At 63.8% G+C, this 14,835-nt stretch carries 18 protein-coding genes; 2 read left to right on the top strand and 16 right to left on the bottom strand.

Annotation, left to right across the window (positions count from 1 at the left end):
* Positions 1-9 precede the first annotated feature (9 nt).
* The 12 genes from P9239_RS08840 to P9239_RS08785 all read right to left on the bottom strand — a co-directional run bounded on the left by P9239_RS08840 (position 10) and on the right by P9239_RS08785 (position 9,861).
* Positions 10-996 (bottom strand): MucB/RseB C-terminal domain-containing protein, encoded by a 987-nt coding sequence (locus tag P9239_RS08840; RefSeq protein WP_309753947.1) that lies wholly within the window; start codon positions 994-996, stop codon positions 10-12.
* A 57-nt stretch (positions 997-1,053) separates the two neighbouring features.
* Entirely contained in the window at positions 1,054-1,692 is a 639-nt protein-coding gene (locus P9239_RS08835) for an RseA family anti-sigma factor (RefSeq protein ID WP_309750102.1), read from the bottom strand.
* 84 nt (positions 1,693-1,776) lie between these two features.
* Positions 1,777-2,376 (bottom strand): RNA polymerase sigma factor RpoE, encoded by a 600-nt coding sequence (rpoE, locus tag P9239_RS08830; RefSeq protein WP_309750101.1) that lies wholly within the window; start codon positions 2,374-2,376, stop codon positions 1,777-1,779.
* A 95-nt stretch (positions 2,377-2,471) separates the two neighbouring features.
* A complete protein-coding gene (locus tag P9239_RS08825; protein WP_309750100.1) occupies positions 2,472-2,936 on the bottom strand; it encodes a protein YgfX in 465 nt (154 codons plus the stop codon).
* A 31-nt stretch (positions 2,937-2,967) separates the two neighbouring features.
* The gene (gene fabF / locus P9239_RS08820; RefSeq protein ID WP_309750099.1) at positions 2,968-4,206 is read right to left on the bottom strand and encodes a beta-ketoacyl-ACP synthase II; all 1,239 of its coding nucleotides are present in this window, start codon (positions 4,204-4,206) and stop codon (positions 2,968-2,970) included.
* Between the two features lie 146 nt (positions 4,207-4,352).
* On the bottom strand, positions 4,353-4,592 hold the full coding sequence (gene acpP / locus P9239_RS08815) for an acyl carrier protein (RefSeq protein ID WP_004197638.1): 240 nt from the start codon (positions 4,590-4,592) through the stop codon (positions 4,353-4,355).
* Positions 4,593-4,832: 240 nt separating this feature from the next.
* Positions 4,833-5,588 carry a 3-oxoacyl-ACP reductase FabG gene (fabG, locus tag P9239_RS08810; RefSeq protein WP_404980054.1) on the bottom strand — a complete coding sequence of 252 codons (756 nt, stop codon included), beginning with the start codon at positions 5,586-5,588 and terminating at the stop codon, positions 4,833-4,835.
* Positions 5,585-6,517, bottom strand: coding sequence for an ACP S-malonyltransferase (gene fabD, locus P9239_RS08805; RefSeq protein ID WP_309750097.1), 933 nt, complete (start codon positions 6,515-6,517; stop codon positions 5,585-5,587). Before fabD ends, fabG begins: the two co-directional genes overlap by 4 nt.
* A gap of 133 nt (positions 6,518-6,650) precedes the next feature.
* Entirely contained in the window at positions 6,651-7,640 is a 990-nt protein-coding gene (locus P9239_RS08800; RefSeq protein WP_309750096.1) for a beta-ketoacyl-ACP synthase III, read from the bottom strand.
* Positions 7,640-8,791 carry a phosphate acyltransferase PlsX gene (gene plsX / locus P9239_RS08795; protein ID WP_309750095.1) on the bottom strand — a complete coding sequence of 384 codons (1,152 nt, stop codon included), beginning with the start codon at positions 8,789-8,791 and terminating at the stop codon, positions 7,640-7,642. The genes P9239_RS08800 and plsX overlap by 1 nt, the downstream gene beginning before the upstream one ends.
* 139 nt (positions 8,792-8,930) lie before the next feature.
* Entirely contained in the window at positions 8,931-9,110 is a 180-nt protein-coding gene (gene rpmF / locus P9239_RS08790; RefSeq protein ID WP_159836666.1) for a 50S ribosomal protein L32, read from the bottom strand.
* Between the two features lie 133 nt (positions 9,111-9,243).
* The gene (locus P9239_RS08785) at positions 9,244-9,861 is read right to left on the bottom strand and encodes a DUF177 domain-containing protein (protein WP_309750094.1); all 618 of its coding nucleotides are present in this window, start codon (positions 9,859-9,861) and stop codon (positions 9,244-9,246) included.
* Positions 9,862-10,124: 263 nt separating this feature from the next.
* On the opposite strand from P9239_RS08785, the gene P9239_RS08780 reads away from it, so the two are divergent.
* Positions 10,125-10,736 (top strand): Maf-like protein, encoded by a 612-nt coding sequence (locus P9239_RS08780; protein WP_309750093.1) that lies wholly within the window; start codon positions 10,125-10,127, stop codon positions 10,734-10,736.
* On the top strand, positions 10,733-11,452 hold the full coding sequence (locus P9239_RS08775) for an SAM-dependent methyltransferase (RefSeq protein WP_309750092.1): 720 nt from the start codon (positions 10,733-10,735) through the stop codon (positions 11,450-11,452). The genes P9239_RS08780 and P9239_RS08775 overlap by 4 nt, the downstream gene beginning before the upstream one ends.
* A gap of 13 nt (positions 11,453-11,465) precedes the next feature.
* Here the strand turns inward: P9239_RS08775 and P9239_RS08770 are convergent, their stop codons facing one another.
* The 4 genes from P9239_RS08770 to P9239_RS08755 are packed head-to-tail and all read right to left on the bottom strand — an operon-like array spanning position 11,466 to position 14,522.
* Complete coding sequence (locus tag P9239_RS08770; protein ID WP_309750091.1) at positions 11,466-12,434, bottom strand: S49 family peptidase; 969 nt, start codon at positions 12,432-12,434, stop codon at positions 11,466-11,468.
* Between the two features lie 49 nt (positions 12,435-12,483).
* Complete coding sequence (locus tag P9239_RS08765; RefSeq protein ID WP_309750090.1) at positions 12,484-12,870, bottom strand: Rieske 2Fe-2S domain-containing protein; 387 nt, start codon at positions 12,868-12,870, stop codon at positions 12,484-12,486.
* Positions 12,867-13,526: an HAD-IA family hydrolase gene (locus P9239_RS08760; protein WP_175944490.1), complete on the bottom strand. Its 660-nt coding sequence runs from the start codon at positions 13,524-13,526 to the stop codon at positions 12,867-12,869. Before P9239_RS08760 ends, P9239_RS08765 begins: the two co-directional genes overlap by 4 nt.
* Complete coding sequence (locus P9239_RS08755) at positions 13,527-14,522, bottom strand: RluA family pseudouridine synthase (RefSeq protein ID WP_309750089.1); 996 nt, start codon at positions 14,520-14,522, stop codon at positions 13,527-13,529. It abuts the gene before it with no gap.
* Positions 14,523-14,835: the final 313 nt, after the last annotated feature.

Raw genomic sequence — 14,835 nt, 5'->3', positions numbered from 1 at the left:
AGGGATCGATTACTTGGAAGGCTTGTATTCTATGGTAGAAGCAAATTGCCGCAACGTGGCTTGCGGCACTTCACCCAGCAAAGTAATCCAGAAATCGCCGCGACGCTTCACGAGCACATGCGTGGCGCCGCTGTTGCCCGCGCCTTCCTTGCGGGAGTTCTTCTCGACCGGTTCGACGAACACCGAAATGGCGGCGAGGCCGTCAGAGAACACCGCCTGATCGACCGGAATCGGCGGCTGGCCCTGCTCGCTCGACGCCATTGGCCGGCGAAGTTGCCGAATCAGCTTGAAGCCGGGAATGGATGGCTTGATCTGCCAGCCCTGAGCCTGCAGGTCGACCGGCTGCACGGGCGGGCGCACGATGTTCCACCCCGCTGTGGCGCGCATGCCGTTTGCAATCGACGCCTTGTCGATTGCACCGCCGATACGCACCTGCGAGAACGAAAGTTGTTCGAGGACCTGGCCGTCCGGATCGAGCGTCTGGGCGCGCAGCAGCAATCCGGTCTTCGCGTCCGACCAGAGTTTGTAGGCGAAACGATAGGAATCTTTCGGGTCGAGTTCCACCACCTGACTCTCGATGCCCGCGACGCGGTCGTTTCCGAGCAGCTTCGGCTCGTACACCGCCAGTACCTGATCGCCGCTCGTGGCGAGCAGCGAAGGGAACGAGTCCTTGCTCTGCCGATGCTCCATCACGAGCAGATGCCGCTCCGGCACGAACGTGAGCATGTCGTCGTCGTGGCGCAGCATTCGGCGCGGCGCGCCGTCGAGACTTTCGACCGATTCGTAATCGCCGTCGCCGTGCGTGGCGACGTGCGTGATACGCGACGACTGCACCGTCGCGCCCCGCTGATATAAAAACGTGCCCTCGTAATTCTGCTGCTGGGCCGCTTCCTGAATGCGGTTGAGCAGGTTGGCGGCGGTCTTGCGATCCGGCGCGTTGCCGCTGTCAGCGAAAGAAGCCGATGCCGCGCACAACAACGCGGCTGCGCAAACCATCAATGCCGGCAGCCGCCCCCAATATCTAGTTTTATTCAACCGCACACCTGCCTTCAGTTATTGGCTCTGCGTTGTCACCGCGGCGCGAATCAGTGGCATGGCGCCGGGCATCGCAGGCTGCTGCGAGAACTGCTGATGCGCTTCCAGGTATTGATCGAGGTTCGCGTCACGGATGATGTTGGCTTCGACAACCGGCGCGGCGGTGGTCGCCGCCGGCATGGATGCGAGCGCGACGCGTTGCACCGAATCCGGCTGGGCGACGCTCGCGACTTGCGCGCCCGAGTGGAAACCGACGCCCTGCAACTGCGGCACGACGATCCACGTGAGGGTGGCCGCTGCGGCCGCCACCGCGAACGCCGGAACCACGCGCCGGCGCAGCATGCCGCCGCGCGCCTTCTGCGCCGAAGCCGATGCCGCAGGCGCCAGAACGTGCGCTTCGGCCTCGAAGCGCGCCGCGAAGGACGCCATGAACGCGCGGCTACGCGCCGGGCTTTCCGCCAGATCGTCGGAGCGCAAGGCGTCGCCGATCAGGTGATAGTCGGACCACGCCGCGCGGTCCTCGCTGGCCAGTTCCGCGAGAAACTGACCGATGTTTCCGATTTCGCCCAGCGATTCACCGTCGACGAACGCCGACATGCGTTCCCCGCGCGAGTGTGCCTGCGAATTTGCCTGCGCTTGCATCGAGACCGACCCCATGATGCTCCCCAATCCTTCGAAACCAGCCGTAGTGACACCAACTAACCCAGATATCGCGTCCCTGCCCCGCAGTTCTCAGCCGTCTTACCAGCGTTTGCCTTCGGGAGTGTCCAACAACGGACGCAATTTTGCCGCAATGGCTTCCCGAGCACGGAAAATTCTCGATCTGACGGTGCCGATCGGGCAGTCCATCATCTCCGCGATTTCCTCGTAACTCAATCCTTCGATTTCCCGGAGCGTGATGGCGGTGCGCAATTCCTCGGGCAGCAGTGCCATCGCAGCATTGACCGTTTCAGCGATCTGCTTGCTCATCAACATCGACTCGGGCGTGTTGATATCCCTTAGTTGGTCGGCGTCGGAGAAAGTTTCCGCTTCTTCCGCATCTGCTTCGGTAGAAGTGGGAGCGCGGCGTCCCTGCGTGGCAAGGTAGTTCTTCGCGGTATTGACGGCGATGCGGTACAGCCAGGTGTAGAACGCGGATTCGCCGCGGAATTGCGGCAGCGCGCGGTAGGCTTTGACGAAGGCGTCCTGGGCGACGTCCTCGACTTCGGCGGGATCGCGCACGAGGCGCGAAATCAGTCGAATGATCTTGCGGTGGTATTTGGCGACCAGCAGTTCGAACGCGGCTTTGTCGCCCTTCTGCACGCGTTCGACCAGCAGTTGGTCGATTTCTTTTTCGCTCACCTGGGAATCCGTTTGACTAGGGGCTGTTGCGCGGACGGCTATTGTAGCCTCACCGACTTCGCGTTATCCCGGATGCTCATCGACCGTTACAGTCGTTACAGGTACGCGCTCGCGGCGCGGCGGGCGCGCACGGCAAGCTGGCGGAAGGAGTCGGAATCGAGGGAATCTGCTGCCACGAGAAGCCTGCGCGGCCTGCGTTTTCCCGATGACAACGTGAGCGCGACAAGCCGCGCGCTCCACTGCGCACAGCCGACGATGCGCCAGTACTGCGCCTCCCCCGCCCGAGTCCACAGCGTGACGCCATCGGCATGCAACGCGATGGCGGCCGGCTGGCGGCGCGCCCAGCGCACGCCGGCGAGCGCGAGGACGGCTAGACACGCGAGTGCCGCGACTGTCGCGTGAAACGGCCCGGCAAGCGCGAAGACGGCCTGGACGACCGCCGCGTCAGTCAGCACGGCAAAACCGATGAGCGCCCCGAGCAGAAAACGCGAAGGCCGCATCGGGATGCCAGGCGGTGTGCCCGTTTCCCGATACGGCCCATTCACGCGCACGCCCGTCATCGCATTTCCCCTTCCGACGAGCGCGCCGTGCTCAGAAACGCTTGAAGACGAGCGAGCCGTTCGTGCCGCCGAAGCCGAACGAGTTCTTCACCGCGACGTCGATCTTCATTTCCCGCGCCGTGTTCGCGCAGTAATCGAGGTCGCACTGCGGGTCCTGATTAAAGATGTTGATGGTCGGCGGCGAGATTTGATGATGCACGGCAAGCACCGTGAACACCGACTCCAGCCCGCCCGCGCCGCCGAGCAGGTGCCCGGTCATCGACTTCGTGGAGTTCACCACGACGTTCTTTGCGTGATCGCCGAGCGCGCGCTTGATGCCGATGGTTTCCGCGATGTCGCCAAGCGGCGTGGACGTGCCGTGCGCGTTCACGTAGCTGACTTCGTTGGCGTTGACCTTGGCGTTCTTGAGCGCGTTGACCATCGCGCGGCGGCCGCCGTCGCCGTCTTCGGGCGGCGCAGTCATGTGATATGCGTCGCCGCTCATGCCGTAGCCGAGCACTTCCGCGTAGATCTTCGCGCCGCGCGCTTTGGCATGCTCGTATTCTTCGAGCACCATGACGCCCGCGCCTTCGCCGAGCACGAAGCCGTCGCGATCCGTGTCCCACGGGCGGCTGGCAGTCGCCGGGTCGTCGTTGCGCTGCGAAAGCGCGCGCGCCGCCGCGAATCCGCCGATGCCGAGCGGGGAAACCGTCGCTTCCGCGCCGCCCGCGACCATCACGTCGGCGTCGCCGTATTCGATCAGACGCGACGCTTCACCGATGCAATGCAGGCCTGTGGTACACGCCGTGACCATCGACAGATTCGGACCCTTCAGGCCGAAGCGGATCGACAGATGGCCGGAGATCATGTTGATGATCGACGCCGGAACGAAGAACGGCGAGATGCGGCGCGGGCCGCGATTGAGCAGTTCCGTTTGCGTGACTTCGATCATCGGCAGCCCGCCAATGCCCGAGCCGACCACGACGCCCACGCGCTCCGCGTTTTCGTCGGTGATCGCGAGGCCGCTGTCCTGCATCGCCTGAACGCCCGCCGCGAAGCCGTAATGGATGAAGGTATCCATGTGGCGCGCTTCCTTGGCGGGCATGTAGTCTTCGATGTTGAAGCCCTTCACCTCGCCCGCGAAACGCGTGGAGAAGTTCGCGGCGTCGAACTTCGTGATGTTGGCGATGCCCGACTTGCCCGCCACCAGATTGGCCCAGCCGTCGGCAACGGTATTGCCGACAGGCGAAACGAGCCCAAGGCCTGTAACAACAACTCGACGACGGCTCACGGTAACCCCTTATCCATAGAATGACAGAAAGCAAAAGCCACAGCGGCCACAGGAAACCGCCCTGTGTGCCCTGTGGCTGTTAAATCGGTCTTTGCAGCGACGATGCTTCAAGCTCGAAGAGCGACGGGTCGCTGGCGCGTCCGGCCTTAGGCCTTGACGTTGGCGCGAGCGTAGTCGATCGCTTGCTGAACCGTGGTGATCTTCTCGGCTTCTTCATCGGGGATTTCCATGCCGAACTCGTCTTCCAGCGCCATCACCAGTTCGACCGTGTCGAGCGAGTCAGCGCCCAGATCGTTCACGAACGATGCTTCGTTCTTGATTTCCGCTTCCGCCACGCCCAGTTGTTCGGCGACGATCTTCTTCACGCGCTGTTCGATATTGTCCATGCAGCCCTCCGAGGGATTAAAAGTTCAAAAATACGAGTGCGCGCATTTTATCAGGTTTGTACCCGCAAAATACGGCGCGTCAGTTCCATGCTTCGCCGCCTGCTGCGCTTCATCAAAGCGCCTGCGGACGGCCTGCATCGTTCGTTGCTGCCGCGCTGCCACGGGGCGCGCATGCCGGTAAGAGCATTTTGCGCGCCCGTCTGCCGCGCGGATATTAAGCGAAATTTGGCGAAATGCCTATTACATGTACATGCCGCCGTTCACATGTAGCGTCGTGCCCGTGATGTAGCCGGCAAACGGCGAGGCGAGGAACGCCACCGCGTGCGCGATGTCCTCGGGACTGCCGAGCCGGCCGAGCGGAATCTGCGCGGTCAGCGCGGTGCGCTGCTCTTCAGGCAGCACCTTCGTCATGTCGGTATCGATGAAACCCGGCGCGATGCAGTTCACGGTGATGCCGCGGCTGCCGATCTCGCGTGCCAGCGCGCGCGTCATCCCCGCGACGCCGGCCTTCGCCGCCGCGTAGTTCGCCTGACCGGGATTACCCGAGGAACCGACGACCGACGTGATGTTGATGATGCGCCCGCCGCGCGCCTTCATCATCGGGCGCAGGACGGCGCGTGACAGACGGAAGACTGCGCGCAGATTCGTGTCGACGACGGCGTCGAATTCGTCGTCCTTCATGCGCATGGCGAGCTGATCTTTCGTGATGCCCGCGTTGTTCACGAGCACGTCGAGGCCGCCGAACTCCTTGACGGTAGCGTCGATGAACGCGTCAGCCGCTGCGGCGTCGTTCACGTTGAGCACCGCGCCGCGGCCCTTGCCGCCCGCCTGCGCCAGCGCTTCGCTGATGCCCGCCGCGCCGCTTTCGCTCGTGGCCGTGCCGATGACCGTCGCGCCCTGACGAGCGAGTTCCAGCGCGATGGCGCGCCCGATGCCGCGCGACGCGCCCGTGACGATAGCTACCTGATTGTCCAAGTTCATGTCGTTGTCTCTCATCCAGCGATCAGTTTGCGCGTTTCCTCGAGCGAGGCGGGATCGAACACCGCGCCGCCGACGAGATTGCCGTCGATGCGCTTCGTGAGCCCCGCGAGCACTTTGCCCGGACCGCATTCGATCACGTGCGTGACGCCTTCGCGCGCCATGGCTTGCACGCACTCGACCCAGCGCACTGGACCTGCGGCCTGACGCACGAGCGCGTCCTTGATCGCGGCGGGGTCCGAAACGGTGGCCACATCGATGTTATTGATCAGCGGAATGCGCGGCGGCTCGATGCGCACGTTGGCAAGATAGTCCCGCAACTGGTCCGACGCCGGCTTGAGCAGCGACGAATGGAACGGCGCGGACACCGGCAGCGGCAACGCGCGTTTCGCGCCCTTCGCCTTCGCCACTTCGCACGCCTTTTCGACAGCCGCCTTCGCGCCCGCGATCACGACTTGCGACGGCGCATTGAAGTTCACCGCTTCCACGACGCCCGCCGACGCGCTCTCGGCGCACACGGCGCGCACGGTGTCGTCGTCGAGACCGAGAATCGCGGCCATGCCGCCCTCGCCGACCGGCACCGCGCTTTGCATCGCCTGCGCGCGAAAGCGCACGAGCGGCACGGCGTCAGCGAATGCGAGCGCGCCCGCCGCGACCAGCGCCGTGTATTCGCCGAGGCTGTGGCCCGCGACCAGCGCGGGCGTGAGGCCGGTTTCCTTTTCCCACACGCGGTAAATGGCATACGCCGCCGTGAGCATGACCGGCTGCGTGTTCGTCGTCAGATTGAGCTCTTCGGCCGGGCCTTCAGCGATCAGCTTGGCGAGATCCTGCCCGAGCGCATCCGATGCCTGCTGCACCGTCTCGCGCACCACGGCGTGATCGGCGAATGCGTTGAGCATGCCGATCGATTGCGAGCCTTGGCCCGGGAAAACGAACGCAAATTTCATATCGTCCTCGTTGGATTGGAATGATCCGCGTATGGGTCGAGAGCGCGCACGGCGTCGCCGGTTGCGCCCGCGGCGCGCAGCTTCATCGACAGCGGATCAGTTGCAGATTAATGGAGGGAGACGGATGAAAGAATCAGTAGCGGAAGACCGACGCGCCCCACGTGAAGCCGCCGCCGACGCCTTCGATCAGCACGTTCTGTCCGCGCTTGATGCGGCCGTCGCGCACCGCGACGTCGAGCGCGAGCGGAATCGACGCCGCCGAGGTATTGCCGTGATCGCCGACCGTCACCACCATGCGCTCTTGCGGCAAGTGCAGCTTGCGGCAAGTGCTCTGCATGATGCGGATGTTCGCCTGATGCGGAATGAGCCAGTCGATCTCTTGCGGCGTGAGGTGCGCTTTCTGCAGGGCTTCGATCGCGACCTTCTCCAGCACGTTGACGGCGAGCTTGAACACCGCCTGGCCGTCCATATGCAGGAACGCGCTGCCGCTCACGACGCCGCCGTTCACGTTGCCCGGCGTGCAGAGGATGTCGGCGTAGCTGCCGTCCGCGTGCAGCGCGCTCGATAGAACGCCAGGTTCTTCCGAAGCCTGAAGCACGACCGCGCCCGCGCCGTCGCCGAACAGCACGCAAGTCGTGCGGTCCTTGAAGTCGAGAATGCGCGAGAACGTTTCCGCGCCGACGACGAGCGCCGTGCGATGCATGCCGCTGCGAATAAAGCTGTCCGCCGTCGCCATGCCGTATGCGAAGCCCGAGCACACGGCCTGCACGTCGAACGCCGCGCCGTTGTTCTTGATGCCCAGCTTGTTCTGCAAGAGGCACGCGGTGCTCGGAAACACGAAGTCGGGCGTCGACGTGGCGACGATGATGAGGTCGATCGATTGCGGATCGATGCCCGCCGCCGCGATGGCCTTCTGCGAAGCGATGAGCGCGAGATCGCTCGTGGTCTGATCCGGCGCCGCGAAGTGCCGCGCGTGAATGCCCGTGCGCGCGACGATCCATTCGTCGCTCGTCTCGACGCCTTGCTGCGAGAGACGGTCGGCCAATGCCTGATTCGTGATGCGCTCGGAGGGCAGATAGCTGCCAGTGCCGAGCACGCGAGCGTAGAGATTGGATTGAGCCATTATGCCTTCGTGTGTTGCGCGGTGCCGGACGCATCCGGCGGGTTTGGCGAGGGGTTAGGCGAGGAATTCGGCTGAAGCGCGAGCGCGTCGGCGGACGCATCGGCAGCCGGTGCGCTCGTGCCCGCCTCCGTTGCAGACGGCGCGGATTGCGCATTTTCCTCCATCGCGCGCACGAGGCGTTCGAGCACCCCATTTTTGACGGCATCATACCCGCGTTTGATCGCCCACTCAAAGCCGTAGGCTTCGGCGGAACCGTGACTTTTGATGACCAGTCCGCGCAGGCCGAGCAGCGCCGCGCCGTTGTATTGCGCGGGGTCGACACGCTTCCTGAAACGCTTGAGCACGGGCATGGCGACGAGCGCCATCAGCTTGCTGGAGAGCGAGCGCGTGAACTCCTCCTTGATCATGTCGGAGAGCATCTTGGCGAGCCCTTCCGACGTTTTCAGCGCCACGTTGCCGACGAAACCATCGCACACGACCACGTCGGTCGTGCCTTTGTAGATGTCGTTGCCTTCCACGTTGCCGTAGAAGTTGAGCGTGCTCGCGCGCAGCAGTTCGCCCGCGCGCTTGATGGTTTCGTTGCCCTTGATGACTTCTTCGCCGATATTGAGCAGCCCGATGGTCGGCCGCTCGCGCCCTTCGATGGCGGACACGAGCGCGTGGCCCATTTCGGCGAACTGCAACAGATGCTCGGGCTCGCAATCCACGTTCGCGCCTAGATCCAGCACGGTCGTGTAGCCCTTCTGGCTCGGCATCGCGAACGCGATGGCCGGCCGCTCGATGCCCGCGAGCGTTTTCAGCACGTAGCGCGACACCGCCATGAGCGCGCCCGTATTGCCCGCGGAAATGCAGGTTTGCGCCTCGCCTTCCTTCACGAGGTTGAGCGCCACGCGCATCGACGAATCTTTTTTCTTGCGCAGCGCGACTTCGACCGGGTCGTCCATGGCGACGACTTCGGTCGCGGGAACGACGGTCAGACGCGGCTCGTCGAGCGCCTTCGACTTCTTCAGCTGGGCGCGGATCGCCTGTTCGATGCCGACGAGCATTAGGTGCGCGTCAGGATGCGAGCGCACGAAATTGACAGCGGCGGGAACGGTCACGGCCGGACCGTGGTCGCCTCCCATGCAGTCAATGGTTATCTTTACGGTCATGGAAAGCGACGAATTTCAGGCACAAAAAAGCGGCAGTGAAATGCCGCCTTCTTGTCGTACCGGGAAAGTGTCAACAGCGTGCCAGGCGCGAGCCACCGCAAGACGGCGATGCGCACGCGGCAAAGCGTAGAACGAACGCTTAGTCGTTCTTCGTCTTGACGACCTTCTTGCCACGATAGTAGCCGTTCGGGCTCACGTGGTGACGCAGATGCGCTTCACCCGTGCTCGGTTCGACAGCCAGCGGCGCCGTCGGGAGGAAGTCGTGGGAACGGTGCATGCCGCGCTTGGACGGCGACTTCTTGTTTTGCTGAACTGCCATGATTACTCCAGAAAAATTTTGCGAATTCTAACACAGGGCGGCCCGTCTCCGCGTTCGCGGAAAACTCCGGCCGTCCCGGCCCACCGCTCGAAGCGGGAGATTGCGTGCGGCGAAGATTCGCCGCACCGCGCCATCAATGCTTCTTGTCGTCCGGACCGCTCGTCTTGAGCTTTTCCAGAACGGCAAACGGATTCGGTTTCTCGGCTTCCTCGCCGCCTTCGTCGGCCTCGTCCTCGGCGCTGCCTGCGAGCAGGCTTTCATGCACTTCCGGACAGACGCTGTGCTTCGGCACGAGCGGCAAGGAAAGCAACAACTCTTCTTCGATCAAGTCGATGAGATCGAACTGGCGCGAGCCGACGATCACTTCGATTTCATCTTCGTCGAGCGGGTACTCGTCTGCTTCTTCCTCCGTCGCGACGATCCGATACGTCGCGTCGACGTCGAGATGCTGCGAATACGGCGAAAGACAGCGCTGGCACGTGAGCCACACCGAACCGTGCACCGCGAGGCGCAGATACGGCTGCGGCGCTTCCGTGCCGTCGTCCTGCAATTCCGGCTGGGTCGAGCCTTCGCCCTGCCAGGTGAAGACCGTGTCGTCCTCTGGCGCGTCCGCCGGCACTTCGGCTAACATGCGCGGCATTTGCGACGTACGCAACGCGCCCGCTGCCTGCCGCTTGTGCTCGGCGAAGTCGTAAAGGTCGAGCGCGCGCAGATCAGCGAGGCTCGCAGGTTTGCCAGGATTCTGAGTCATGTGCGCTCCTGCCTATGCCGAATTGTTCGTAGTTTCATCGGCCGATGCAGCGTTGCATGCGCTCAGCCGGCCGTCCAGTGTTCCGTGTGCCTCAGTATGCACCGCCCAGCGGTACCGGAGCACGCGCGGCCCGCTCTGATTTGCGAAACGCTCTACCCGCCGATGAAAAGCCCAAAATCATATAGGCTTTATTCTTTCGAGTCAAATAGTTAAGGCTGCACACGCGGTGCGTCTTCTATCTACCATTCTCACCGGTTTAGAACATGTCGATTCCTCAAGCGCCGCGCCTTGTGCTGGCGTCTAGTTCCCCGTACCGGCGCGAGTTGCTGCAACGCTTGCGCATTCCATTCGACGTCGTTGTCCCCGATATCGACGAGACGCCGCTCGAAGGCGAATCGCCCGAAGCGACCGCCGTGCGGCTTGCTATCGCGAAGGCGCGCGCCGCTGTGCAGCGGATGACCGACGCGCCCGGCGCGCTCGTAATCGGCTCCGATCAAGTCGCGACCTTCGATGGACGCCAGATCGGCAAGCCCGGAACGCACGAAAATGCCGTCGCGCAGCTTCGGGCGATGCGTGGCCGCAGCGTCGAATTCCACTCTGCGCTCGCCGTCTTCGACACGCGCACGGGCGATGTGCAATCCGCTGATATCGTCACGCGCGTGCGCTTTCGCGATTATTCCGACGCGGAAATCGAAGCCTACCTGCGCGCCGAAACGCCCTACGACTGCGCGGGGAGCGCGAAGTCCGAGGGTCTGGGCATCGCGCTTCTCGATGCAATCGACTCCGATGACCCGACGGCGCTCATCGGCTTGCCGCTCATCACGTTGACGAAGATGCTGCGCGCCGCCGGCTTTCCGGTTCTGGGGGCCGCATGAGCGGCATCCTCTATTTGATCCCGAACACGCTCGGCGAAGGCGACGCCGCCGCGCTCGCGTCCGTGCTTCCCGAGCCGGTGCGCGCGCAGGCTGCGGCGCTCGGTTACTACATCGGCGAAAACGCGAAAACCACGCGGGCGTTTCTGAAGAAAGTCGGCACCGAACGGCCGATTCAGGAAATCGAGATACGCGAGCTGAACGTGAACACGCCGCGCGCCGAAATCGACAGACTTCTCGCGCCGATTCTCGCCGGCACTGACGCGGGCCTGGTTTCCGAAGCGGGCTGCCCCGCCGTCGCCGATCCCGGCGCGCTCCTCGTGCGGCGGGCGCACGAGCGCGGCGTCAAAGTGGTGCCGTTCGTCGGTCCGAGTTCGATTCTGCTCGCGTTGATGGCCTCGGGCATGAACGGCCAGAGTTTCGCGTTCAACGGCTATCTGCCGGTCGATGCAGCCGAACGCGGCAAGCGCCTGCGCGAGCTCGAACAGCTGTCGCGCAAGGCGAATCAAACGCAGATTTTCATCGAAACGCCGTACCGCAACCGCGCGATGCTCGACACGCTCGTCGCGGCGTGCGCCCCTTCGACGCTCATCTCCGTGGCGGTCGATCTGACGCTGCCGGGCGAAAAAATCGTCACGCGCACGGCGGCGGACTGGAAGAAAGCGACCGCGCCCGACCTGCACAAGCGCCCGGCTATTTTCCTGCTGCTCGCGTCCTAAAAAGCGTCACGAATCAGCGCAACTGCACCTTGCCGCCGAGCGTCAGCGCGCGCACGGCGGCATCGCCCACAGAAGCGCCGAAGCGCCGCACCACGCGCTCGCTGATGCTTTCTTTCTGCGTGTAATCGACGATATCCGGCTGCTTGATGATCTCGCGCGCCACGTAGTTCGCGTCGCCGAAGCCGTCCGCGAGCCCGAGCTGCACGCTCTTCTCGCCCGTCCAGAACATGCCGGAGAAAAGATCCGGATCGTCCTTCAGACGCTTGCCGCGGCCCTGTTTCACCGCGTCGATGAACTGCGTGTGAATCTCGTCGAGCATGTCCTGCGCGTGCGCGGTCATTTGCGGCGTTTCGGGCGAGAACGGGTCGAACGCGCCCTTGTTCGCGCCCGACGTGTGCATGCGGCGCTGGATGCCGAGCTTGTCCATCAGGCCAGTGAAGCCGAAACCGTCCATCAGCACGCCGATCGACCCGACGATGCTCGCGCGATCCACATAAATGCGGTCCGCCGCCGCCGCGACGTAGTAGCCGCCCGACGCGCACATGTCATCGACGACCACGTAGAGCGGCGTCTTCGGATACTTCGCGCGCAGCCGGCGAATCTCGCGATTGATGATGCCCGCCTGCACCGGACTGCCGCCCGGACTGTTGATGCGCAGGATCACGCCCGCCGTGCCGTCGTCCTCGAACGCGCTCTCGAGCGCGCCGTCGATGTTGTCGGCGCTCGCGTCGCTGTTCGCGGAGATTTCGCCCTGGAGATCGATCAGCGCCGTGTGCTTGCCGGACTTGGCGACGTGATCGCCGGTGAAATCGAACACGCCCCACGCAATGAGCGCGAGCACCGCGAGAAAGACGAAGCGGAAAAAGATGCGCCAGCGGCGCGCCGCGCGTTGCTCGCGAATGGCGGCAAGCGCGACACGTTCGAGCGCATCGCGTTTCCAGTTGTCGTTGCCGCGCGGGTTGGGCGAAAGGTTATCGGACATGCGTGGTCTTGCGGGCGTGCAGCCGCGTCAAAGGATGGAAAAAGGGGAATCAGGCGGGGCGAAGCGCGTCGTCTGGCAGCCAGAAGACTGCGCGCCCTTCCGGCGTCTCGCGTTCTTCGACCGCGACGGATCGAAGCCGCGCGCCGCGGCACGGGCCGCCGACGCACTTGCCGGTGTCCGGCTCGTAGATCGCGCCGTGCGTCGCGCACATCAAGTATAGGCCCGAGCTTTCGAAGAACTGGCCCTCGGCCCAGTCGAGCTCCATCGGCACGTGCGCGCAGCGGTTCAGATAGCCGTATGGCTTGCCGTCGTATCGGACGAAGAAGACGACCGCCTCGCCGCTCGCCTCCTGAGCGCCGACCCGCACGCCCGCGCCGCCGTCGACCAGTTCGTCTGACGCGCAGACGCGCACCGCCTCTCGTGTCGGCTCGGTCATGCGTGCTCCCGAAGCCAGCCGGCCAGCGACGCGACGCTATCCGCGCAGAAACGCGGCTGCAACGCGGTGAGCGAATCCGCCGGATGCGCGCCGTACGCCACGCCCACGCCCGCCGCGCCCGCGTTGATGGCCATTTGCAGATCGTGCGTGGTGTCGCCGATCATCAGCGTGCGGGACAAGTCCTGCCCCAGTTCGCGCGTAAGTTCCTGAAGCATCGCCGGATGCGGCTTCGAGAACGTTTCGTCGGCGCAGCGCGTGCCGTCGAAAACGCTCGTCAGGCGCGACTGATCGAGCGCCCGGTTCAGCCCGACGCGGCTCTTGCCCGTCGCCACCGCCAGAAAATAGCCTTCGTCGCGCAATTCCTGCAGCAGTTCGCGCACGCCGGCGAAAAGCTCGGTTTGCTGGCCCATCGTCAGAAAATGGAAGCGATACCGCTCGGCGAGGCGCGGATAGTCCTTCGTGTCGAGCGTCGGCGCGCAGATTTGCAGCGCGTCCTTGAGGCCGAGGCCGATCACGTAGCTCGCGGATTCGTCGGCGGGCACCGGCAGGCCGAGATCGCGGCACGCCGCCTGAATGCTCCGCGTGATGTGGACGGTCGAATCCATGAGCGTGCCGTCCCAGTCGAAAACGATCAGATCGAATTGCTGCCGCGCCATTTATGTCTCTCGGTTTTTGAGTTGTTCGATGAAGCGCTTGCATTCCACCGGCAGCGGCGCTTCGAACTGCAGCGGCGCGCCCGTCGCGGGATGCGTGATTTTCAGTCGATAGGCGTGCAAAAACATGCGCTTGAGCGAAGGCATCGCGCTCGGCCGCGCGAGTTCCTTGTTCAACGCGAAGTCGCCGTATTTCGCGTCGCCCGCAATCGGCAGGCCGATGCTCTGCATGTGCACGCGAATCTGGTGCGTGCGGCCGGTCTTGAGTTCCGCCTCGACCCACGCGTAGTCCGTCCAGCGTTCGATCAGATTGAACACCGTATGCGACGCCAGCCCGTTTTCCTGAACGCGTACGCGCCGCTCGCCGTCCGCCGCCACGTATTTGTGCAGCGGCGCCTTCACGATGCGCCGCCGGCCCCAGTCGCTCGGCCAGTCGCCATGTCCGAGCGCGTAATAGCGCTTGTCGACGCGATTTTCGCGAATCTGTTCGTGCAAATTGACGAGCGCAGCGCGCTTTTTCGCGAGCATCAGCACGCCGGACGTTTCCCGGTCCAGCCGATGCACCAGTTCCAGAAACTTCGCGTGCGGCCGGGCGTTGCGCAATTGCTCGATGACGCCGAACGCGACGCCGCTGCCGCCGTGCACCGCGACGCCCGAGGGCTTGTCGATGACGATCAGGTGCTCGTCTTCGAAAAGAATCGGGAATTCGGCGGCGGGCGCGTTCGACGACACGGGCGCTTCGTCGGCCTGCGCGGTTCGAATGGGCGGCACGCGCACGAGATCGCCCAACTCAAGCCGGTACGCGGCGTCGATGCGGCCCTTGTTCACGCGCACTTCGCCGCTTCGGAGAATCCGGTAAATATGGCTCTTGGGCACGCCCTTGCAGACGCGTAGAAGGAAGTTGTCGATGCGCTGTCCGGCAGCGGTTTCATCGACTTCGATCATCGACGTGCGCTCGCTTGCAACTTGTTTATGGGATGTTTTGCCTAACTCATTCATTCTGAATATAATTTGCGAGCAGCCTGAAAAGGCCGGACTCGACTCAGTTACCCATGAGGAGCTACGGCGCGATTCATCAGACTGTACAGGTGCAAGCGATAAACCATTATTTTACTTGCGCCCAGGGCCGGTTGCTCGCCCGGAAAATCGAGCAACGAGTTGCACGCACGGCGATATCACCGGCAGGGACGGAGCCCACAGGCGCGTTCGGTCGGGTCGATCGCCGATCGGTAACGGATTTTTGGTCAAAAAGAATTTCATCGGCGAGAAACGATGGCGTCCGGGCGTTCAACCGGCTGCCCGCCCGATTCAG

It is taken from the genome of Caballeronia sp. LZ062 (assembly GCF_031450785.1).
Taxonomy (GTDB): domain Bacteria; phylum Pseudomonadota; class Gammaproteobacteria; order Burkholderiales; family Burkholderiaceae; genus Caballeronia.
This window is presented reverse-complemented; position numbering and strand designations above follow the sequence as displayed.